This is a genomic window from Nocardioides sp. CFH 31398 (genome assembly GCF_022436705.1).
In the GTDB taxonomy this organism is placed as follows: Bacteria; Actinomycetota; Actinomycetes; order Propionibacteriales; family Nocardioidaceae; genus Nocardioides.
Map to the genome: position 1 here is coordinate 15,080 of NZ_JAKUHT010000019.1, position 21,049 is coordinate 36,128.

Below are 21,049 nucleotides of genomic sequence, written 5' to 3' on the forward strand. Positions count from 1 at the left end.
GGTCCGATGCGCTACACCAGCCCCCGCAGCGCCGACGAGGCGCTGGGGCTGCTCGCGGAGCACGGCGCCGGGGCGAAGGTCCTCGCCGGCGGCACCGACCTGCTCGTCGCGCTGCGCCACCGCACGGTCGAGCCGGCCGTCGTCGTCGACATCAAGCGCGTCGACGACTTCGACGAGCCGGTCCGCGTCACCGACGACGCGATCGTGGTCGGGCCGACCGCCACGATGGGCCGGCTCGCCGAGCTCGAGGAGGTACGGCGGCGCCACGTCGCCCTCGTGGAAGCGGCACTGACCGTCGGCTCGGTGGCGATCCGCAACCGCGCCAGCCTGGTCGGCAACTCCTGCAACGCCTCCCCCGGCGCCGACACCGCACCGGTGCTGCTGGCGCTGGGCGCCACGGTGACGATCGCCGGACCCGCCGGCGAGCGCACCGTCGGCCTGGACGACTTCTTCCTCGGCCCCCGCCGCACCGCCTGCGGACCGGACGAGCTCGTCACCGCGCTGCACCTGCCCCGGCCCCGGCCCGGCAGCGGCTCCGCCTTCCAGCGCATCACCCGCCGCCGCGGCGTCGACCTGGGCACGGTGAGCATCGCCGCCGTCCTCGGCCCGGACGACGACGTCGCGCTCGGCATGGGCGCGGTCGGACCGCGCCCCCTCGTCGCCCGCACCCGCCTCGGCGACCACGAGTCCACCGCGGCGGCGGTCGAGCACCTCGTCGCCGCCGCCACCCCCATCGACGACGTCCGCGCCGGCAGCGACTACCGCCGGGCGATGCTGCGGGTCCTCGCCCGCCGCGCCCTGGACACGGCCGCCCGCCGCCGCGACGAGGAGGCCGCATGACCACGTTCGCCGCCACCGGGCCGTCCCCGGACCACGAGGACCCCGCCGTCACCGTGTCGACCACGGTCAACGGCGAGCACCGCACGATGAGCGTGCCGGCGCACCGCACCCTGCTCGAGGCGCTGCGCGACCAGCTCGCGCTCACCGGGTCGAAGACCTGCTGCGCCGAGGGCGAGTGCGGCGCCTGCACCGTGATCCTCGACGGCCACCCCGTCACCAGCTGCCTGGTGCTCGCCGTCGAGGCCGAGGGCCGCGAGGTCACCACCGTCGAGGGCCTCGCCCCGCAGCCCGGCGAGTTGAGCGACCTCCAGGAGGAGTTCCTCGCCGCCGGCGCCGTCCAGTGCGGGTTCTGCATCCCCGGCCAGGTCGTCGCCGCCGAGTGCCTGCTGCGCGCGAACCCCACCCCCAGCACCGCCGAGATCCGCGAGGGCATGTCGGGCAACCTGTGCCGCTGCGCCAGCTACGAGCGCATCGTCTGCGCCGTCCACGCCACCGCCGAGCGGAGGGCCGGCGCATGACCGAGGCCCCGCCCCGCCCCGCCCCCGCGGCCCCGGTCCGGGACCACGGCGCCCACCGCGAGGCCGACCCCCACGACGACGGCGTCGCCGGGACCGGCCGGGCCGTCGGCAGCGGCGTCCTGCGCTACGGCGGCGCCGAGCGCGCCACCGGCGCCCAGCAGTACGTCGCCGACCTCCCCTTCCCCGACGCCGCCCAGGTCGCCTTCGTGACCCTGCCCGTCGCGAGGGCCCGCATCACCGCGATCGACACCTCCGCCGCGCTCGCCCTGCCGGGCGTCGTGGCCGTCCTCACCGCCGACGACCTGCCCCAGCCGGTGCCGCGGTTCGGGATCTCCCACCAGGACCGCCCGGTGATCGCGGACGGCGAGGTCGTCTTCCACGGCGAGCCGGCCGCCGTCGTCCTCGCGGAGACCGTCGACCAGGCCCGCGCCGCCTCCCGCGCGGTCGTCGTCCACCACGAGCCGCTGCCCGGCGTGTACACGCTCGAGGCGGCGCTCGCCCCCGACGCACCGCTGGTCCACCACCCCTCGGTGCGCCCGGCGTCCGGGCCGGCGGCGGACAGCAACGTCCTCGACGACGCCCACTACGCGTGGGGCGACCTCGAGGCCGAGTCCGCACGGGCGGACGTCGTGGTCGAGAACACCTACTCCTTCCCGATGGTCACCCACTTCCCCATCGAGCCGGGCGGGACCGTCGTCGTCCCGACCGCCGACGGCGGGGTGGAGGTGTACTCACCGGTGCAGCACCCCTACCTGCTGCAGCGGGTGCTCGCGAAGGTCCTCGACCTGCCGCTGACGAAGGTCCGCGTGCTCGCACCGGACCCGGGAGGCGGGTTCGGCGGCAAGCAGAACCCGCGCTACGAGCCGCTCATGGCCTTCCTCGCGCTGCGCACCGGACGCACCTGCCGGCTCGTGCACAGCCTCGAGGACACGTTCGCGATGATGCGCCGCGCCGCCTGCCGCATCCACGCGCGCACGGGGTTCGCGAGCGACGGCACGGTGCTCACCCACGAGCTCCGGGCCGACTACCTCATCGGCGCGTACGCCGACGTCGCCCCGCGGGTGATGTCGAAGGGCAGCTACGTCGGCGCCGGGCCCTACCGGATCCCCGCCGTCCGCATCGATGCGCGCGCCGTGTTGTCGAACACCACGCCCAGCACCGCCTTCCGCGGCTTCGGCTGCCCGCAGGTCGCCTGGGCCACGGAGTCACAGATGGACGCCGCCGCCCGGGCCCTCGGCCTGAGCGGGCTCGAGATCCGCCGCCGCAACCTCATCGGCCGCGGTGAGGCGTTCGTGCGCGGCGAGTGCCCCGCGCCGTCCGACGGCGACTGGCTCGAGAGCCTGGAGAAGGCCGCCGCGCTGATCGACCACGACGCGCCGCGCCCGCCCGGACGGGGCGTGGGCATCGCCGTCGCCATCAAGCCGGGCGCCACCTCGGGCCTCTCGCAGAGCCTCGTGCGCCTGCTGTACGACGGCAGCGCGCTGGCGTACGCCGGGACCTCCGACATGGGCCAGGGCGCGCGGACGCTGTGGCAGCAGATCCTCGCGGACGAGCTCGGCGTGGGTCTCGACGCGGTGTCGGTCGTCTCCGGCGACACCGACCGCGTCCCCTTCGACCTGCAGACCTCCGCCAGCCGGTCGACGGTCTTCATGGGCAACGCCGTGCTCGCCGCGTGCCGCGACATCCGCGCGCAGGTGCTCGAGCTGTTCGCCGAGGCGACCGAGACGCCCGTCGAGCTGCTCGGCGAGGGCCCCGGCGTCCTGCTCACCCCGGAGGGCGAGCTGCCCCTGCCCGAGGCCGCGCGGATCGCGCTCGGCTCCCTGCGCGGGGAGTTCGTCGGTCGCGGGACCTCCCGGATGCGGGGCCGCAGCGCCCACCCCCTCGGCGGCGACGCCGCGTTCTACGAGTTCAACTGCACCGCCATCGAGGTCGAGGTCGACACCGACACCGGCGAGCTGCTGCTGCTCAAGCACGTCTCCGTCAGCGACGTCGGCACCGAGCTCAACCCGCTGCAGGTCGTCTCCCAGGACGAGGGCGCCTCGATCATGGGCCTGGGCCACAGCCAGATGGAGCAGCTGCTCGTCGGTGAGGACGGCGTCATCCGCAACCTCGGCGCCCTCGACTACCGCATCCCCACCTTCAAGGACGTGCCCGTCGAGCTCGTCACCGCCGCGGTCGCCAACGCCGACGGCCCCGGGCCCTACGGGTCCAAGGGCATCAGCGAGGGCGCCCTCCTCTGCACCGCCGGCGCCCTCGGGGCCGCCGTCACCGACGCCGCCGGCGTCGTCCTGCGCGACCTCCCGATCACGCCCGAGCGGGTCTGGCGCGCGCTGCACGACCAGACCGACTGACCCCACACCACCGGAGGACCCACATGTCCGACACCACCGCCGCCAGGACCCCCGTCGTCTGCCTCGCCGGGACGCTCGACACCAAGGGCGCCGAGTACGCCTACGTGAAGGAGCGCCTGCTCGAGGCCGGGGTCGACGTCCTCGTCGTCGACTGCGGCGTGCTCGGCGAGCCCGCCTTCGCGCCCGACGTGAGCGCGTCCGAGGTGGCTCGCCGCGCCGGGGTCGAGCTGGCCGACCTGGCCACCGGCCGGGAGGGCGCCGGAGGGCGCGTCCACGCCGTCGGGACCATGGGCGAGGGCCTGCGGGTGTTGCTGTCCGAGCTGGTCGGCGACGGCCGGATCGACGCCGTCCTGGGCCTGGGGGGCACCGGCGGCACCGACCTGCTGAGCGCCGCCGTCCGCGACCTCGACATGGGCTTCCCCAAGATGATCGTGTCGACGATGGCCTCCAACAACACGCGCCCGTACGTCGGCCACTCGGACCTCATGATGGCCAACGCGGTCACCGACATCGCCGGCCTCAACCGCATCTCCAAGCTCGTGCTCGGCAACGCCGCCCACGCCGTCGCCGGCATGGCCAGGGGCCGCGCCTCGACCCGCGCGCTCGCCCTCGGCGACAAGCCGCTCGTGGCCATCTCGATGTTCGGCGTCACCACGCCGGGCGTGATGCGGATCCGCGAGCAGCTCGAGGACCGCGGCTTCGAGGTCGTCACCTTCCACGCCGTCGGCGAGGGCGCCGGCATGGAGCACCTCATCGACACCGGGGCCATCGACGGCCTCATCGACTACACGCTGCCCGAGGTCATCAACCACTGGAACCACGGGATCTTCGACCCCGGCTGCGAGCGGATGACCGCCGCGACCCGCACGAGCATCCCGATGGTCGTCGCCCCCGGCGCGATGGAGTGCTTCAACTTCGGCGCCACCGAGACGATCCCGGCCGAGTTCAACGTGCCCGAGCGCAACGTGCTGGTGCACAACCCGAACATCACCTCCCTGCTCGCGACGCCCTCCGAGCTGGCGCGCCTCGGCGAGTACCTCGCCGACCACGTCAACCGCGCCCCCGGCCCCAAGGCCGTCGCCGTGCCGCTCGGCGGCCTCGACAACTACTTCCGCGAGGGCAGCCAGTGGCACGGGGTCGACTACACCCCGCTGGTGGAGGCGATCCGGACACATCTCGACCCCTCGGTCGAGCGCGTCGAGATGGACGCCAACATCAACGACCCGGAGTTCGCGGACGCCGTCCTCGGTCTGTTCCTCGCCCGCTGGGACGCCGCGCACGGCTCGGCGGACGCCCGGGCCGGCGCGACCGCGGCGGCCGCCTCGGTCAGCCCCGCCGCGGCGCCCGCGTGAGGCTGCTGCTGCTGCGTCACGCCGAGGTCGACGGCCACCGCGGCGACGTCCCCATCACCGAGGCCGGCGCCGCGCGTGCCCGCGAGGTGGGGGCGTGGCTGAGCGCGGAGGGCGACGTCCCCGTCCAGGTCCTGTACGGCGGGACCCGGCGCACCCGGGAGACCGCGGAGGCCCTCGTCGCGGGCTGGCGGGAGGCTCGCGACGAGAACTCGCCGCCGGAGCCGCGGGACGCCTTCGCGCTGCGCAACCCCGACCTCTACCTGGCCGGCGAGCGCGTGACGATGGTCAGCAGCCCGGAGGCGTTCGCGACGCAGACCGCGTCGGCGACCCCGGACGACGTGACCGCGAGCGGCTTCTTCTCGACGTGGCTGTCGCACCCCGACCGGGTGGGCTGGTGGGTCGCTCACGCGGCGCCGCCAGGCGACACCGCCGCCCAGGTGGCCGACCGCGTCGCCGCCTTCGCCGCGAGCCTCACCGACGTGCCGGGCTGGCGCGGCCGGACCGTCGTCGCGGTGACGCACAGCCCCGTGCTGCGGGCTGTCGCGCTGCGCGCCGAGGGCGGCGACCCCGGCGAGCCGCCGTACGTCGCCGGCTACGAGATCACCGACCCCGCCGGCGGCCAGCCCGGCGTCCGCCGCTTCACGCCGCCCGGCGCCTGAGGACCAGGAGACCCGCCCGTGCAGACCGCCATCCTCACCTGCGCCCCGACCGGCGCCATCCACACGCCGTCCATGTCGCCGTACCTGCCCGTGACCGTGGAGGAGATCGCGACCGCGGCCCTCGAGGCGGCCGAGGGAGGGGCGGCGATCGTCCACCTGCACGTGCGGGACCCCGAGGACGGCCACCCGGTCCAGGACGTCGGCCTGTTCCGCGACCTCCTCGCCCGGATCGCCGACGCCTCCGACGTGGTCGTCAACCTGACCACCGGCGGCAGCCCGCACATGACGGTGGAGGAGCGGGTGGCGCCCGCCGTCCAGCTCGCCCCGGAGCTCGCCTCGCTCAACATGGGGACGATGAACTTCGGGCTCTACCCGATGCTCGACCGGTTCACCGACCTGCGCCACGAGTGGGAGCGGACGCACCTCGGCAACAAGGACCTCGTCTTCAAGAACACGTTCGCCGACATCGAGCGGATCCTGCGGACGTGCGGCGACCAGGGCACCCGCTTCGAGTTCGAGTGCTACGACACCTCGCACCTCTACAACCTGGCCCACATGCGGGACCGCGGCCTGGTGCAGGGACCCCTGTTCGTCCAGACGGTCGTCGGCCTGCTCGGCGGGATCGGGGCGGACGTCGAGGACCTGCTCCACATGCGCCGGACGGCGATCCGGCTGCTGGGCGACGACATCGAGTGGTCGGTGCTCGGCGCGGGCGCGGCCCAGACCCGGACCGCGGCGATCGCGCTCTCGCTCGGGGGGAACGCGCGCGTCGGTCTGGAGGACTCGCTGTGGGACGGACCCGGGCGACTCGCGACCTCCAGCCGGGCGCAGGTCGATCGGGTGCGTACGATCGCGTCCGCGCTGCACCGTGACATCGCCACACCGCAGGAGGCCCGACGACGGCTGGCCCTCCGCGACGCGGACGAGGCCCCGTGACGACCGTGCAGGGTCCTCGGGCGGCACCTCCGCCTCCCGCGGCTCGGCTGAGGTGGGGGGATGCGATGGGCGAGACCGGCGACGCGGTCGCCGTCGGCGGCGAGCTGCTGTCGGCGACGATCAAGCGCGTCATCCTCGACCGCATCCGCGCCGGGCACTACGAGCCGGGCGAGCGCATCGTCGAGCTGCGGCTCGCCAAGGAGCTGGGGACCAGCCAGTCCCCCGTCCGCGAGGCCCTGCGCGACCTCGCCGGCATCGGCGTCGTCACCGTCCACTCGCGACGCGGCGCCCGCGTGCGGCAGCCGACGAGCAAGGACCTCGCCGACGTCAGCCTCGTCCGCTCCGAGATCGACGCGATGGCCGCCCAGCTGGCCACCCCGCTGATGCACGACGAGGCCGTCGAGCAGCTGGCCACCGCCTGCACGGAGATGGCCGAGTCGCTCGCCGAGCACGACTACGTCCGCATGACCCAGGCCGACGCCCGCTTCCACCGCATCATCGCCCTGCAGTCCGACAACTCCGCGGTGCTCCGGGTCTTCGACCAGCTCGAGCCCTTCGCCCGGACCTTCATCACGCTCACGATGCCCAACACCGACGTCGGCGCCGTGGTGGGCGAGCACGAGCAGATCCTGTCGGCCATCCGCGAGGGCGACGCCACCCTCGCCGCGCAGCGCGCCCGCATCCACCAGCTCAACGTCAGCGCCCTCTTCCGCCGCCACTACCCGGACCCACCCGCCGCGGACTGACCCCGGGCCTCGGGTCCGCGCCCGCCCCGCTGGTTGAGGTGCGAGGTCGCCCCGCGACCGAGCCTCGAAACCCCCGCACCGGACCGACCCCGCCCCACCGGGTTTCGAGGCTCCTCGCCAGGGCTCGTCACACCTCAACCACCGGGGGCTGAGGTGGTCGAGCAAGGAGGAGCGCCAGCGACGACGGCGTCGAGACCGCCGGGCCCCGACCTCCTCCGACGCCTGTGCCGTGGATCGAACGCGCCTGGCACGTCGGATCCACGGCACAACGGCTCCGGCGGTCTCGACGCGCTCGACCACCCCGGTCCCGTGCTCGACCACCGGGATCTGTCGGGTTGAGCGGATCTAGCGGTGCGGATCCCTTGACAGTGACCTCGGTCACCTGATGGATTATCGATTATCCATCAGCGAGGTGATGCACCTCACGCCCCCGGAGGTCCCGCACATGTCCGAGCCCGTGAAGACGTTCTTCGGTGACGAGTCGTTCCCCGTCGAGTGGGAGGACGGCCAGAAGGAGCTGCTGTGGGTCCACGACGACCTGCACATCCCCAACCCGATCTCCCCGATGTACGCCGACATCGGCGGCTGGTGGCTCAAGTGCGACTACATGTTCCGCCGCTTCGGGACCCCGTTCGCCTCCGACTGGATCCACAAGGTCATCAACGGCTACGTCTACACCGCCGCGATCCCCGCGACGCCCGGCCTGTCCGCCGAGACCACCGAGTACGGCGCCCGCTACACCCCCCGCGTGCCCGTCGACGCCGACTACGCCGGCTCGATCGGCGGCTACCTGGGCTGGACGCTCCCGACGTACGCCGCGAACTTCCTCGACTGGTGGCGCGACCGGCTGGTCCCCGAGATCACAACCAACTTCGCCCGCCTCGACACCTTCGACCACGAGGCCGCCGAGCTGGTCGACCTGGCGATCCTGCTCGAGGACGCGATCGACGTCCACGACCGTCACTGGGCGATCCACTGGGTCCTCAACTTCAGCCAGTTCTCCTCGACCATGAACCTCAACGCGGTCATCGCCGAGACGAAGGGCGAGGGCGACCACTCCGCGCTGATGGGGCGCCTGCAGTCCTCGACGGAGAACCGCAACTGGGACTCCATCGAGGCGCTCTACAAGCTCAAGGAGGCCGTGAAGGCCGACGGCGGCCCGGTCGCCGAGGCGTTCTCCTCCGCCCGCGACGGCGCCGGCGTCATCGCGAACCTGCAGGCGTCGGAGGAGGGCCGCACCTTCCTCGCCAAGGAGGTCGACGCCTACCAGGCCGACTACGGCTACAAGTCGATGTGGGCGCACGAGTTCGCGTACACGACCTGGCGCGAGGACCCCACGCCCGTCGTCGACGCCATCCGCGGCTACCTCGAGGTCGACTACGACTACCCGGCCGAGATCGACGCGGTCGCCAAGGACCTGGAGGCCGCCAAGGCCCAGTGCCTCGACGGCGTCGAGGGCGAGCAGCTCGAGAAGCTGCGCGCCGCCCTGGAGCTCAGCCTGCGGATGAACCCGCTGACCCCCGACCACCACTTCTACATCGACCAGGGCACCAACGCCCGCGTCCGCCTCGTCCTCATGGCCATCGGGCGCAAGCTCGTCGAGGCCGGCAGGCTCTCCGAGCCGGACGACGTCATGTTCCTGAAGTACAACGAGCTCCGCGTCCTCATGGCCGGCAGCAACGGCTTCGACGCCGAGGAGCTCGTCGGCGACCGGCGCGACGCCCACGAGGAGGCGTTCGAGGTCCGGCCCCGCGACTGGGTCGGCACCGCGACCGAGGAGGCCCTCGCCTTCCCGTACCTCTCGCTGTGGGCGTTCCCCGAGAAGGTCACCCGCGAGCCCTCGGACGTCGAGGGCCAGGTCCTCGGCCTGCCCGCCTCCACCGGGGTCGTCGAGGGCACGGCGCGCGTCGTCCTGTCGCCCGAGCAGTTCAGCCAGGTCGAGCGCGACGAGATCGTCGTGTGCCGGATGACCAGCCCCGCCTGGGTCGTGCTGTTCACGAAGATCTCCGGCCTCGTCACGGACGCCGGCGGCATGGCCTCGCACCCGGCCGTCGTCTCCCGCGAGTTCGGGATCCCCGCCGTCGTCGGCACCTCCGACGCGACCCGGCGGATCCAGACCGGCGACCGCGTCCGCGTCAACGGCGGCACCGGCATGGTCGAGGTGATCGGGTGACCCTCGCCCGGTCCGTCCTGCGCGAGCAGGTCAAGGAGGTCGTGATCCAGCGCATCCTGGACGGGACCTACCAGCCCGGCCAGCGCGTGGTCGAGCTCGCCCTCGCCCAGGAGCTGGGCACCAGCCAGAACCCGGTGCGGGAGGCGCTGCGCGACCTGGAGGCGATGCGCTTCATCGAGACGGTCCCCTACCGCGGGGCGCGGGTACGCCGGGTCTCCCGCGAGGAGCTCGCCGAGACCTACCCGGTGCGCGCCGCCCTCGAGGAGCTCGCCGGCCGGCTCGCCGCGCCCCGGGTGGACCACGACGTCCTGCGCATGCTCGAGGCCGAGCAGCAGGCGATGCTCGAGGCCGCCCGCCGCAGCGACCAGCACGGCCTGCTCACCCACGACGCCCGCTTCCACGAGCTCGTCGTGGAGACCGCCGGCAACGCGGTCCTCCTGGACACCTGGTCCGGGCTGCGCATCGAGGCCTACACCCTGGTGTCGCTCGTGCGCAGCCCGCTGGACCTCGTGGCCGTCGCCCACACCCACCAGCCGATCCTCGACGCGCTCCGTCAGCGCGACGCCGACCTCACCGCCAAGGTGATGCGCCGCCACATCGAGGACGTCGCCGCCACCCTGATCGGAGACCCCGATGAGTGACTCCCCGCACGAGGCCGTCCTGCCCTTCGACGACGAGCGCTGCCGCGAGGTCGCGCTCGCCGGCGGCAAGGGCGCCAGCCTCGCGACCATGACCGCCCACGGGCTGCCCGTGCCGCCCGGCTTCGTCATCACCTCGGCCGCCTTCGCCGCGGCCGTGGACGGCGACGCGCTCCTCGGCCACCTGCGCGCCCAGGACCTCGACGCCGCCCGCGCCGTCGTCGCCGCCGCCGAGCCGCCCCGCGCCCTGGTCGAGGAGCACCTGGGCCGGCTGCCCGAGGGCTGCTCGGTCGCCGTCCGCTCGTCGGCCTGCGCCGAGGACGGCGAGGACGCGTCGTACGCCGGGCAGCAGGAGACGTACCTGTTCGTCACCACCGTCGAGGAGGTGCTCACCCGCGTCGTCGACTGCTGGCTGTCCTTCTTCTCCGAGCGCGCCGTCTTCTACCGCGAGCACAAGGGCGACCTCGACGACATCGCCATGGCGGTCGTCGTCCAGCAGATGGTCGACGCCACCAAGGCCGGCGTGATGTTCACCGTCGACCCGGTCAACCGGCGCCGCGACCGCCTCGTGGTCGAGGCCGCCCCGGGCATCGGCGAGCACGTCGTGTCCGGCGAGGTGACGCCCGACTACTACACGCTCGACCGCAAGGGGACCGTGAAGCGCAGCCGCATCGTCGACGAGCAGGTCCTCTCCGCCGACGAGCTCGCCGACCTCGCCGCGATGGGCCTGAGGCTGGCCGAGCTGAACGGCGTCCCGCAGGACATCGAGTGGGCCTACGACGAGCGCGGCCTGCACATGCTGCAGTCGCGACCCATCACGACCTCGGTCGCGTCCGGCACCCTCGCCGCCGCCACCGGCGGCCACCAGTGCGCGCACCCCGGCGGCCATGCCGCGGGCGCGGGGCTGTGAGGAACGGCCCGTGCGCTACGTGACGTACGCCGACGCCTCCGGCGCGCCCCGGGTCGGGCACCTCGACGGCGACCAGGTCGTCGACCTCGGCTTCGACGGCGACATGGTCGCCTTCATCGAGCAGGGCGCCCCGCGGGGCAGGACGTCCGGTGTCTGGCCGGTCGGCGAGGTCCGCCTGCTGGCCCCGCTGCGGCCGCGGACCATCCGGGACTTCCTCACCTTCGAGGGCCACCTGAAGAACGCGTTCGCCGGGCTCGGCAAGGCCATCCCCGCGGAGTGGTACGAGGTGCCCGCCTACTACAAGGGCCTGCCCGACACCGTCATCGGGCCGGAGGCCGAGATCCCGTGGCCGTCGTACGCCGACAAGCTGGACCACGAGCTGGAGCTCGCGGCCGTCATCGGCACCCCCGGCAGGGACATCGCCGCCGCCGACGCGCTCGACCACGTCTTCGGCTACACGATCTGGAACGACCTGTCGGCCCGCGACACCCAGGTCCGCGAGCTCCCCGTCGGCATGGGCCCGTGCAAAGCGAAGGACTGGGACGGCTCGAACGTCCTCGGGCCGTGCCTCGTGACGCCCGACGAGATCGACCCGAACGACGTCGAGCTGACGGTCCGCGTCAACGGCGAGCGGTGGGGTGGCGACACGACCGCCGCGATGCACCACACCTTCGCCGACATGATCGCCTACGCCTCGCAGGACCTCACCCTGCGCGCCGGCGAGCTGCTCGGCTCGGGCACCGCCACCGGCGGCTCCGGCCTCGAGCTCGACCGCTGGCTCCAGCCGGGTGACGTCGTCGAGATGGAGGCCGCCGGCGTCGGCGTCCTGCGCAATCGAGTTGGCAACCGTGTGGGCCCGAGGCCCGCGCGTCCCTGACCCAGTCCGTCCCACCGAGCACCACCAAGAAGAAGGAGAAGCCCATGGCATTCGTGGTCGCAGCGACCTGGAAGGCGAAGGACGGCGAGGAGGGCCGTGTCGAGGAGACGATCCGCACGATGACGCCGCTGTCGCGTGCCGAGGAGGGCAACCTCTTCTACCAGGCGCAGGTCAACCCGGAGGACCCGCGCACGTTCTTCCTCTACGAGCAGTACGTCGACGAGGCGGCCTACGAGGCGCACAAGGCGACGCCGCACTTCCAGGAGCACGTGTTCGGCTACATCATCGAGTACCTCGAGGAGCGCTCGGTGAAGACCTACACGACGATCGACGTCTGAGGCCGTGAGCGAGCACACCCGGGCGGTCTTCACCGTCGACCCAGCGACCGGGCTCGCGCTGGCGCGCTACCCGGTCACCACGCCGGACGGCGTCGACGAGGCCGTCGCAGCGGCGTACGCCGCCCAGCGGGCCTGGGCGGCGCGGCCGGTCGAGGACCGCACCGCCGTCCTGCGCCACGCCGCCCGTCTCCTGCGGGAGCGGGTGGCGCCGCTGGCGTCGCTGATGACCGCCGAGATGGGCAAGCCGGTCACCGAGGCGCGCGGCGAGGTCGAGAAGTGCGCCTGGGTGTGCGAGCACTACGCCGAGGTCTCCCCCGGTCTGCTCGCCGACCGGCCCGTGGCGGCCGGCGGCAGCCGCAGCTGGGTGCGCCACGAGCCGCTGGGCGTCGTCCTCGCGGTGATGCCGTGGAACTTCCCGCTGTGGCAGGTGTTCCGCTTCGCCGCGCCGGCCCTGGCCGCCGGCAACGCCGCCCTGCTCAAGCACTCCCCCAACGTGACGGGCACGGCCCTCGCGGTCGGCGAGCTGCTCGCCGACGCCGGCCTGCCCGACGACGTCCTGCGGGTGCTCGTGCTCGACGAGCCGGACGTGCCCGCCACGGTCGAGCGGATCGTCGCCGACGACCGTGTCGCCGCGGTCACCTTGACCGGCAGCAACCGCGCCGGGTCGGCCGTCGGCGCCGCCGCCGGCCGCGAGGTGAAGAAGAGCGTGCTCGAGCTGGGCGGCTCCGACCCGTTCGTCGTCCTCGACGACGCCGATCTCGACGTCGCCGTCGCCGGGGCGGTGAGGGCGCGCTACCTCAACTCGGGCCAGTCGTGCCTGTGCGCCAAGCGGTTCGTCGTCGCCGAGGGGCTCGCCGACGAGTTCGGCGCCCGGCTGGCGGACGCCGTCGCCGCGCTGCGGGTCGGCGACCCCACCGACCCCGGGACCCAGGTCGGACCGCTCGCGCGCCCCGACCTGGCCGAGGCCCTGCACAAGCAGGTCGAGGCCTCCGTCGCCGCGGGCGCCGTCGTCCTCACCGGCGGCACACCGCTGGACGCCGGACCCGCCTGGTACGCCCCGACCGTGCTGACCGCGGTCACCCCGGACATGCCCGTCATGGCCGAGGAGACCTTCGGCCCGGTGGCCGCGGTCGCCCGCGCCGCCGACGACGACGAGGCGGTGGCCCTGGCCAACGCGACGCCGTACGGGCTGGGGGCGAGCGTCTGGTCCGCCGACGTCGAGCGGGCGCTGGCCGTCGGCGCCCGGATCAGCTCCGGCGCCCTGTTCGTCAACGCGGTCACCGCCTCCGACCCGCGCCTGCCCTTCGGCGGCGTGAAGCGCTCCGGCTACGGCCGCGAGCTCGGGGACCACGGGGCCGTCGAGTTCACCAACGTCCGCACCATCCTCGTCGGCTGACGCCGGCGCCGATCAAGGAGCACCACGATGCAGAAGGTCACCCCCCAGGTCTTCACCGACACCACGCTGCGCGGCTGCAACCCCAGCATGGTCGTCACGGACGCCGGCGTGGTCGTCGTCGACACCCCGCAGCTGCCGACCAAGGCCGTGGCCATGCGGCAGGAGGCGGAGGCGCACGGCGAGATCCGCTACGTCATCAACACCGAGCACCACGTCGACCACATCTTCGGCAACTACTACTTCCGTGGCGCGGGCATGGTGGTCCAGCACCAGGGCGTCTACGACAACTTCATGGAGGTCACCCCGTCGCTGGACTCCTTCGCCTACGCCGCCGAGGCCGTCCCGACCGACGACCCCGAGGGGGAGGCGATCTTCCCGGACCGCGACGAGTACTTCGCCGACCCCAACAAGGGCCACGTCGTCTTCACGGGCGACCTCACGCTCCGCGTCGGCAACCACACCTTCGAGCTGCTCCACACCCCCGGCCACACGCCCGGGCAGATCGCCGTCCACGTGCCCGAGGAGCGCGTCGTCTTCACGGGCGACACGATCTTCTCGGAGTGCCAGACCTGGCTGATGGGCTCGAACGTCACCCAGTGGCTCGCCGCCCTCGACCGCATCTCGGCGCTGGACGTCGACTGGGTCGTCCCCGGCCACGGCGAGGTCGTCACCCGCGACTACCTCCACCGCCAGCGCTCGAACCTCGTCGACTGGGTCGCCGCCGTCACCGACGCCGTCGCGAAGGGCTGGTCGCGCGAGGAGACCGTCGAGCGCGTCGACTTCTCCGAGCGCTACCCGGTCGACGTCGGGCAGGGCTACATGATGAGCCACATCCAGACCCTCAACGCCGGCTCCCTGTGGGACAAGATCACCCAGGGCCGCCCCGCCTGAGCAACCCCTGAGGTGGTCGAGCGCGGCGAGCCTCGAGACCCGGCGAGACGACCGACCTTCCGGTCACCGGGTCTTGAGGCTCCTCGCTGGCGCTCGTCGCACCTCGACCAGCGGGGCCTCAGGAGGTCTTGAAGCGGCGCACCTGGTCGGCGATGGCGGTCTCGGTGGGGAGGCGCTCGACGGACGACGCGCCGAAGAACCCCACGACCCCGGTGGTGGCGCCGAGGACGTGGTCGACGTCGTCCGGCTCGGCGATGGGGCCGCCGTGGCAGAGCACCCGCACGTCCGGGTCAACGGCGTGGCCGGCGTCCGCGATGGCCTGCACCCGCTCGACGCACTCGTCGAGGCTGAGCGCCGTCCGCGCGCCGATGCGGCCGGACGTCGTCAGCCCCATGTGGGCGACGAGGACGTCGGCGCCGGCCTGCGTCATCGCGGTGGCCTGCTCGGTGTCGAAGACGTACGGCGTGGTGAGCAGGTCGCGCTCACGGGCGGCGGCGATCATCTCGACCTCGAGGTCGAAGCCCATGCCCGTCTCCTCCAGGTTCGCCCGGAAGGTGCCGTCGACCAGACCGACGGTCGGGAAGTTCTGGACCCCGGCGAACCCGACGCGGGCCACCTCGTCGAGGAACCACCCCATCCGTCGGAACGGGTCGGTGCCGCACACCCCGGCCAGCACCGGCACGTGCTCGACCACCGGCAGCACCTCGTGGGCCATCTCCATGACGATCGCGTTCGCGTCGCCGTACGGCATCAGCCCGGCCAGCGACCCCCGGCCGGCCATGCGGAAGCGGCCGGAGTTGTAGACGATCAGCAGGTCGACGCCGCCGCGCTCGGCGGAGACGGCGGAGATGCCGGTGCCGGCGCCCGCGCCGACGATGCGGCCGCCGCCCTCGACGACCTCGGTGAACCGGTCCAGGATCTGCTGTCGCGTCACGGGCCCACTCTCCTCCTTACCGCGACCTCCGGATCAGTAGGGTCACCGCGTGAGCGACTGGCCCGACGTGCGGCTCCACGTGGTCACCGGCAAGGGCGGCACCGGCAAGTCGACGGTCGCGGCGGCGCTCGCGCTGGCCCTCGCGTACGGCGGCCGCGACGTCCTGCTCTGCGAGGTCGAGGGCCGCCAGGGCATCGCCCGGATGTTCGACGTCGAGCCCCTGCCGTACGAGGAGCGCCGGCTGGCGACCGGGCTGCCCGGGAGGCGGGGCCGGGCGGGCACCGTGCACGCGCTGCACGTCGACCCGGAGTCGGCGCTGCTGGAGTACCTCGCCATGTACTACCGCCTCGGGCGCGCCGGGCGCCTGCTCGACCGGTTCGGGGTCGTCGACTTCGCCACCACCCTCGCGCCGGGCGTCCGCGACGTGCTGCTCACCGGCAAGATCTACGAGGCCGCGAAGCCCGGCGGACGCCGCGGCGGCGGGCGGGCGTACGACGCCGTCGTGCTCGACGCCCCGCCGACCGGGCGGATCGTGCAGTTCCTCGGTGTCAGCTCGGAGCTCGCCGGACTGGCGAAGGTCGGGCCGATCCGCAGCCAGTCCGACGCGATGATGGGGCTGTTCCGCTCGGAGGCCACCGCGGTGCACCTGACGACAGTCCTCGAGGAGATGCCGGTGCAGGAGACCGCGGACGGCATCGCCGAGCTGCGGGAGGCGGGCCTGCCGGTGGGTGGGGTCGTGGTCGACCAGGTCCGCCCCCGTGACCTCGGCGACGAGCACCTCGCGGCCGCCGCCGCGGGCACCCTCGACCGCGAGCTCGTCGCGCACGACCTCCGCGCCGCCGGCCTCGCCGAGGAGGCGGACGCCGGGCTGGTCGACGTCCTGCTCGCCGACGGCCGCGACCACGCCGTACGACGGCGGCTGGAGGACGAGCAGCGCGCGCTCGTCGCCGACCTGGGCCGGCCGGCGTACGAGCTGCCCCGACTGGCGGGCGGCGTTGACCTCGGCGGGCTCTACGAGCTCGCCGGCCTCCTGCGCGAGCAGGGGATGGCGTGAGCCGCGGGCGGCCCCGGGTGGGGCCCCTCGCGCGGACCGGCGACGGCACCGGGGCCGACGCCCTCGACGTCGACGCGCTGATCGGCGACCCCGCCACCCGCATCGTGGTGTGCTGCGGCTCGGGCGGGGTGGGCAAGACGACCACGTCCGCCGCTCTCGCGCTGCGCGCCGCCGAGCAGGGACGCCGCGTCGTCGTCCTCACCATCGACCCCGCACGCCGGCTCGCGCAGTCGATGGGCATCGAGGAGCTCGACAACACCCCGCGGCCGGTCGTCGGGATCGACGACGCCGCGGGCGGCGCGCTCGACGCGATGATGCTGGACATGAAGCGCACCTTCGACGAGGTGGTCGAGTCGCAGGCCAGCGGTGACAAGGCCGCGCAGATCCTCGCCAACCCCTTCTACGTCGCGCTGTCGAGCTCGTTCGCGGGCACGCAGGAGTACATGGCGATGGAGAAGCTCGGCCAGGTGCACCGGGCGGCGGAGGCCGACGGCACCTACGACCTCGTCGTCGTCGACACCCCGCCCTCGCGCTCGGCGCTCGACTTCCTCGACGCCCCCGAGCGGCTGAGCTCGTTCCTCGACGGCCGGTTCATCCGGCTGCTGCTCGCACCGGCCCGTGGGCCGGCGCGGTTCATGACCGCCGGCGTCGGCCTGGTGACCGGCGCGGTGACGAAGCTGATCGGCGCCCAGGTGCTGCGCGACATGCAGACCTTCGTCGCGGCCTTCGACACGCTCTTCGGCGGCTTCCGCGCCCGCGCCGAGCGCACCTTCGCCCTGCTGCAGGCCGACGGGACGGCGTTCCTCGTCGTCGCCGCGCCCGAGCCGGACGCCCTGCGCGAGGCGGCGTACTTCACGGAGCGGCTGGCCGAGGACGCGATGCCGCTGGCCGGCCTCGTCGTGAACCGGTGCAGTGCCGTGCCGACCGGCGCGGAGGGCCCGGACGGTGCCGTGCTGAGCACCGACGAGGCGACGACCGCCGCGACGAGGGTCGCGAAGCGGGACCCGGTCTCGGTGACGGCGGGGCTGCTGCGGCTGCACGCGGACAGGGCGCGTGCGGTGGAGCGGGAGGGGCGGCTGGTCGAGCGGTTCTCGGCGGCCCACCCGGACGTGCCGGTGGTCGCGGTGCCCGCCCTGGCGGGCGACGTCCACGACCTCGACGGGCTGCGCGAGGTGGGTCGGCTCCTCGCCGACGGCTGAGGGCCCCTCTCCCCAGCCGCCGGCGGGGCCGTCTCGTCCGCGCTCGGAGGCGGACGAGGATCAGGTGGTCGCGACGACCGTGTGCTGGGCGCGGGCCTCCTCGAGGACCTGGCGCCACGAGGAGACCTTGCGGCGGCGGAGCAGCGCCCGGCGCTCCCGCTCGGTCATGCCGCCCCAGACGCCCCACTCGATCTCGTTGTCGAGGGCCTCGGCGAGGCACTCCGTGCGCACGGGGCACCCGGCGCACAGCTGCTTGGCCTTGTTCTGCTCGGCTCCCCGGACGAAGAGCTGGTCGGGCTGCGCCTGCCTGCAGAGAGCGGCGGGCGCCCAGTCCTCAACCCACATGATGATCCTCTTCCCCACGACGCTTGCCCGAGATGCTGACCAGGTCTTTCCTGGCGTACGACAAGGTTAAGTTCCGCAAGGAATCCTCAACATTCACCGAACGGTTCTGCATCCGTAGTCACAAAGGACTACGCCGATCGGCGACGATCCGGGGTACCTGGAACGGCTCCCGTATCCTCGGCGGCATGTCACGGCCTGCCTCCGAGCGCCCCCGCCCGCTCCGCATCGTCTCCCACCTCGGGGTGATGGTGGCGGTGGCGGCCGTCATGGGCGTGATCGTCGCGGGCCTGGCCATCCCCTTCGCCGGCGTCCTCGGCATCGGCGCGCGCAACGTCGCGCAGAGCATGGAGGACCTGCCGGAGGAGCTCGAGACCGAGGCCCTCCCGCAGCGCAGCAAGATCGTGGACGGCGCGGGCAACGTCATCGCGAACGTCTTCGACCAGAACCGCATGTCGGTGAAGCTGACCGACGTCTCGCCGAAGATGCGCGAGGCGATCGTCGCGATCGAGGACTACCGCTTCTACCAGCACGGCGCCCTCGACCTCCGCGGCACGCTGCGCGCCCTGGTGACCAACCAGGCCAGCGACGGCGTCGTCCAGGGTGGCTCGTCGATCACCCAGCAGATGGTGAAGCTGACGCTGCAGCAGCAGGCCGACACCCCCGAGGAGCGTCAGGCCGCCACCGACGACACCTACGCCCGCAAGCTGCGCGAGCTGCGCTACGCGATCGCCTTCGAGGACAACTACTCCAAGGACTGGATCCTCGAGCGCTACCTGAACCTCGCCTACTTCGGCGACGGCGCCTACGGCATCCAGGCCGCCGCGGAGACCTACTTCGACAAGGACGCCGCCGACCTCAACGTGCGCGAGTCGGCCATGCTCGCCGGCCTGGTGCAGAACCCGTCGAACTACGACCCGACCAACTCCCCCGACCGCGCCCTGCAGCGCCGCAACGTCGTGCTGCAGCGCATGGCGGACCTCGACGTCATCAGCCAGAAGCAGGCGCGCAAGGAGAAGAAGCGCAACCTCGGGCTGAACGTCAACAAGCTCCAGAACGGCTGCGTCAGCTCGGAGGCCGCGTTCTTCTGCGACTACGTCCTGAAGTACCTCGCCGACGACGAGGATCTCGGCAAGAACCCCGCCGAGCGCCGCAGGACCATCCTCACCGGCGGCCTGACCATCAAGACCACGATCGACACCCGCATGCAGGCGGCGGCGGACTCCGCGGTCGCCGGGACCGTCTTCCCGACCGACCAGGCCATCGGCGGCATCGCGATGATCCAGCCGGGCACGGGCGCGGTCCGCGCCATCTCGCAGTCGCGTCCGATGGGCGCCGACCAGGCGGCCGGCGAGACCTACCTCAACTACGTCGTGCCCCAGCGGTACGGCGACTCCAACGGCTTCCAGCCCGGGTCGACGTTCAAGCTGTTCGTCGTCGCCGCGGCCCTCGAGCAGGGCATGTCGCCGTACGAGTCGATCTCGTCGCCCGAGACGGTCTCCCTGGACGCCGGGTCGTTCGAGGTGTGCGACGGCGAGTACTACGGCAGCTCCGAGGTGTGGAGCCCGTCGAACTCGACAACCAGCGGCACGATGAACATGTACTCGGGCACGCAGAACTCGGTGAACACCTACTTCGCGCAGCTCGAGCAGCGCACCGGGATCTGCGAGCCGTACACGCTCGCGCAGGAGATGGGTGTCGAGCTCGACAACCCCGAGACCGAGATGGTCCCGTCGTTCACGCTGGGCGTCTCCGACGTCAGCCCGCTCGAGATGGCCGAGGCGTACTCCACGTTCGCCGGGCGCGGCGTCCACTGCGCCGCCCGCCCGATCATCGACATCGCGGACGCCGCCGGGAACGTGCTGAAGACGTACGACGACCAGTGCGAGCAGGTGCTGTCGGAGAACACCGCCGACCGGATCAACGACATCCTCCGCGGCGTCATGGAGGGTGGCTTCGGCTCCGGTCTGCAGCTGACCCAGCCGTCGGCCGGCAAGACCGGCACGACGCAGGACGGCAAGGCCGTGTGGTTCAACGGCTACACCCCGAACCTCGCCACCGCCGCGATGATCGCCGGCGCGAACGAGTTCGGTGAGCCCATCCCGCTGGCCGGCGTCCCCGTCGGCGGCGCCTACCGCCCGGTCTCCGGTTCCGGCTTCGCGGGACCGATGTGGGCCGACGCCATGCGCCAGGTCGACCCGATCCTCGACGACGAGGACTTCGTCCCGCCCGCGAGCTGACGGGGCTGTTCGGCAGACCGGCGCCGGCCGAGGGGCGAGCGCGAGCCGTCACCGCCGGTCGAGGTGCGAGCGGAGCGAGCCTCGAAACCCGGTGACGGACCGATCGTCGACCCGCGGGGTCTCGAGGCTCCTCGCTGGCGCTCGTCGCACCTCGACCAGCGACCGTGCCGTCGCTCAGGCCAGCTGGCGCTTGACCTCCGCGGCGACGGCGCCGCCGTCGGCGCGGCCCTTGGTCTGCGGGGTAACGACGCCCATGACGCGGCCCATCGCCTTCATCCCCTGCTCGGCGGCGCCGGTGTCGGCGATCGCCTTCTCGACGAGCGCGGTGATCTCGGCGTCGGTGAGCGGGGTGGGCAGGTAGTCCGCCAGGACCTCCGCCTCCGCGCGCTCGCGCTCGGCGCGCTCGGGGCGGTCGCCCTCGTCGTACGCCGTCGCGGCCTCGCGGCGCCGCTTGGCCTCGCTGCTCAGGACGCCGACCACCTCGTCGTCGGTCAGCTCCTTCGCCGCCTTGCCCGCGACCTCGGCGTTGGTGATGGCGGTGAGCGCCATCCGCAGCGTGGAGGCGCGCAGCTCCTCGCGGGCCTTCATGGCCGTCGTGAGGTCGGTGCGGAGTCGGTCCTTCAGCGCGCTCATGAGCGCCATTGTGACAGCCTGG

Annotated in this window: 20 protein-coding genes; 17 read left to right on the top strand and 3 right to left on the bottom strand. The window is 73.1% G+C overall.

What is annotated here, in order from left to right:
- Positions 1-6: 6 nt before the first annotated feature.
- The 14 genes from MJ876_RS14925 (at position 7) to MJ876_RS14990 (ending at position 14,625) form a co-directional block, all read left to right on the top strand.
- Positions 7-840, top strand: coding sequence for a xanthine dehydrogenase family protein subunit M (locus tag MJ876_RS14925; RefSeq protein ID WP_240237423.1), 834 nt, complete (start codon positions 7-9; stop codon positions 838-840).
- Positions 837-1,358 (top strand): (2Fe-2S)-binding protein, encoded by a 522-nt coding sequence (locus MJ876_RS14930; RefSeq protein ID WP_240237425.1) that lies wholly within the window; start codon positions 837-839, stop codon positions 1,356-1,358. Before MJ876_RS14925 ends, MJ876_RS14930 begins: the two co-directional genes overlap by 4 nt.
- Complete coding sequence (locus MJ876_RS14935) at positions 1,355-3,709, top strand: xanthine dehydrogenase family protein molybdopterin-binding subunit (protein ID WP_240237427.1); 2,355 nt, start codon at positions 1,355-1,357, stop codon at positions 3,707-3,709. Before MJ876_RS14930 ends, MJ876_RS14935 begins: the two co-directional genes overlap by 4 nt.
- A gap of 23 nt (positions 3,710-3,732) precedes the next feature.
- Entirely contained in the window at positions 3,733-5,061 is a 1,329-nt protein-coding gene (locus tag MJ876_RS14940) for a Tm-1-like ATP-binding domain-containing protein (protein ID WP_240237429.1), read from the top strand.
- Positions 5,058-5,720 (top strand): histidine phosphatase family protein, encoded by a 663-nt coding sequence (locus MJ876_RS14945; protein WP_240237431.1) that lies wholly within the window; start codon positions 5,058-5,060, stop codon positions 5,718-5,720. Before MJ876_RS14940 ends, MJ876_RS14945 begins: the two co-directional genes overlap by 4 nt.
- A gap of 18 nt (positions 5,721-5,738) precedes the next feature.
- Positions 5,739-6,656: a 3-keto-5-aminohexanoate cleavage protein gene (locus tag MJ876_RS14950; protein ID WP_240237433.1), complete on the top strand. Its 918-nt coding sequence runs from the start codon at positions 5,739-5,741 to the stop codon at positions 6,654-6,656.
- 65 nt (positions 6,657-6,721) lie between these two features.
- Positions 6,722-7,402 (top strand): GntR family transcriptional regulator, encoded by a 681-nt coding sequence (locus MJ876_RS14955; RefSeq protein WP_240237435.1) that lies wholly within the window; start codon positions 6,722-6,724, stop codon positions 7,400-7,402.
- A 445-nt stretch (positions 7,403-7,847) separates the two neighbouring features.
- A complete protein-coding gene (locus MJ876_RS14960; protein WP_240237437.1) occupies positions 7,848-9,575 on the top strand; it encodes a PEP-utilizing enzyme in 1,728 nt (575 codons plus the stop codon).
- On the top strand, positions 9,572-10,216 hold the full coding sequence (locus MJ876_RS14965; RefSeq protein WP_240237439.1) for a GntR family transcriptional regulator: 645 nt from the start codon (positions 9,572-9,574) through the stop codon (positions 10,214-10,216). Before MJ876_RS14960 ends, MJ876_RS14965 begins: the two co-directional genes overlap by 4 nt.
- The gene (locus tag MJ876_RS14970) at positions 10,209-11,123 is read left to right on the top strand and encodes a PEP/pyruvate-binding domain-containing protein (RefSeq protein ID WP_240237441.1); all 915 of its coding nucleotides are present in this window, start codon (positions 10,209-10,211) and stop codon (positions 11,121-11,123) included. Before MJ876_RS14965 ends, MJ876_RS14970 begins: the two co-directional genes overlap by 8 nt.
- 10 nt (positions 11,124-11,133) lie before the next feature.
- Positions 11,134-12,000, top strand: a complete 867-nt coding sequence (locus MJ876_RS14975; RefSeq protein ID WP_240237443.1) for a fumarylacetoacetate hydrolase family protein — start codon at positions 11,134-11,136, stop codon at positions 11,998-12,000.
- A gap of 44 nt (positions 12,001-12,044) precedes the next feature.
- Complete coding sequence (locus tag MJ876_RS14980; protein ID WP_240237445.1) at positions 12,045-12,338, top strand: putative quinol monooxygenase; 294 nt, start codon at positions 12,045-12,047, stop codon at positions 12,336-12,338.
- A 4-nt stretch (positions 12,339-12,342) separates the two neighbouring features.
- Positions 12,343-13,734, top strand: coding sequence for an aldehyde dehydrogenase family protein (locus MJ876_RS14985; RefSeq protein WP_240237447.1), 1,392 nt, complete (start codon positions 12,343-12,345; stop codon positions 13,732-13,734).
- 27 nt (positions 13,735-13,761) lie between these two features.
- Complete coding sequence (locus tag MJ876_RS14990) at positions 13,762-14,625, top strand: MBL fold metallo-hydrolase (RefSeq protein WP_240237449.1); 864 nt, start codon at positions 13,762-13,764, stop codon at positions 14,623-14,625.
- Between the two features lie 118 nt (positions 14,626-14,743).
- Here MJ876_RS14990 and MJ876_RS14995 read toward each other — a convergent pair whose 3' ends face one another.
- Entirely contained in the window at positions 14,744-15,559 is an 816-nt protein-coding gene (locus MJ876_RS14995) for a phosphoenolpyruvate hydrolase family protein (RefSeq protein ID WP_240237451.1), read from the bottom strand.
- A gap of 49 nt (positions 15,560-15,608) precedes the next feature.
- Between MJ876_RS14995 and MJ876_RS15000 the strand changes: the two genes are divergently transcribed.
- Both MJ876_RS15000 and MJ876_RS15005 read left to right on the top strand, forming a co-directional pair.
- Positions 15,609-16,613, top strand: a complete 1,005-nt coding sequence (locus MJ876_RS15000) for an ArsA-related P-loop ATPase (RefSeq protein ID WP_240237453.1) — start codon at positions 15,609-15,611, stop codon at positions 16,611-16,613.
- A 17-nt stretch (positions 16,614-16,630) separates the two neighbouring features.
- Positions 16,631-17,812: an ArsA family ATPase gene (locus MJ876_RS15005; protein ID WP_240237499.1), complete on the top strand. Its 1,182-nt coding sequence runs from the start codon at positions 16,631-16,633 to the stop codon at positions 17,810-17,812.
- 60 nt (positions 17,813-17,872) lie between these two features.
- Here the strand turns inward: MJ876_RS15005 and MJ876_RS15010 are convergent, their stop codons facing one another.
- The gene (locus MJ876_RS15010; RefSeq protein WP_374202480.1) at positions 17,873-18,160 is read right to left on the bottom strand and encodes a WhiB family transcriptional regulator; all 288 of its coding nucleotides are present in this window, start codon (positions 18,158-18,160) and stop codon (positions 17,873-17,875) included.
- A 182-nt stretch (positions 18,161-18,342) separates the two neighbouring features.
- Between MJ876_RS15010 and MJ876_RS15015 the strand changes: the two genes are divergently transcribed.
- Entirely contained in the window at positions 18,343-20,394 is a 2,052-nt protein-coding gene (locus tag MJ876_RS15015) for a transglycosylase domain-containing protein (RefSeq protein ID WP_240237457.1), read from the top strand.
- Positions 20,395-20,568: 174 nt separating this feature from the next.
- Here the strand turns inward: MJ876_RS15015 and MJ876_RS15020 are convergent, their stop codons facing one another.
- Complete coding sequence (locus MJ876_RS15020; protein WP_240237460.1) at positions 20,569-21,027, bottom strand: GatB/YqeY domain-containing protein; 459 nt, start codon at positions 21,025-21,027, stop codon at positions 20,569-20,571.
- Positions 21,028-21,049 lie beyond the last annotated feature (22 nt).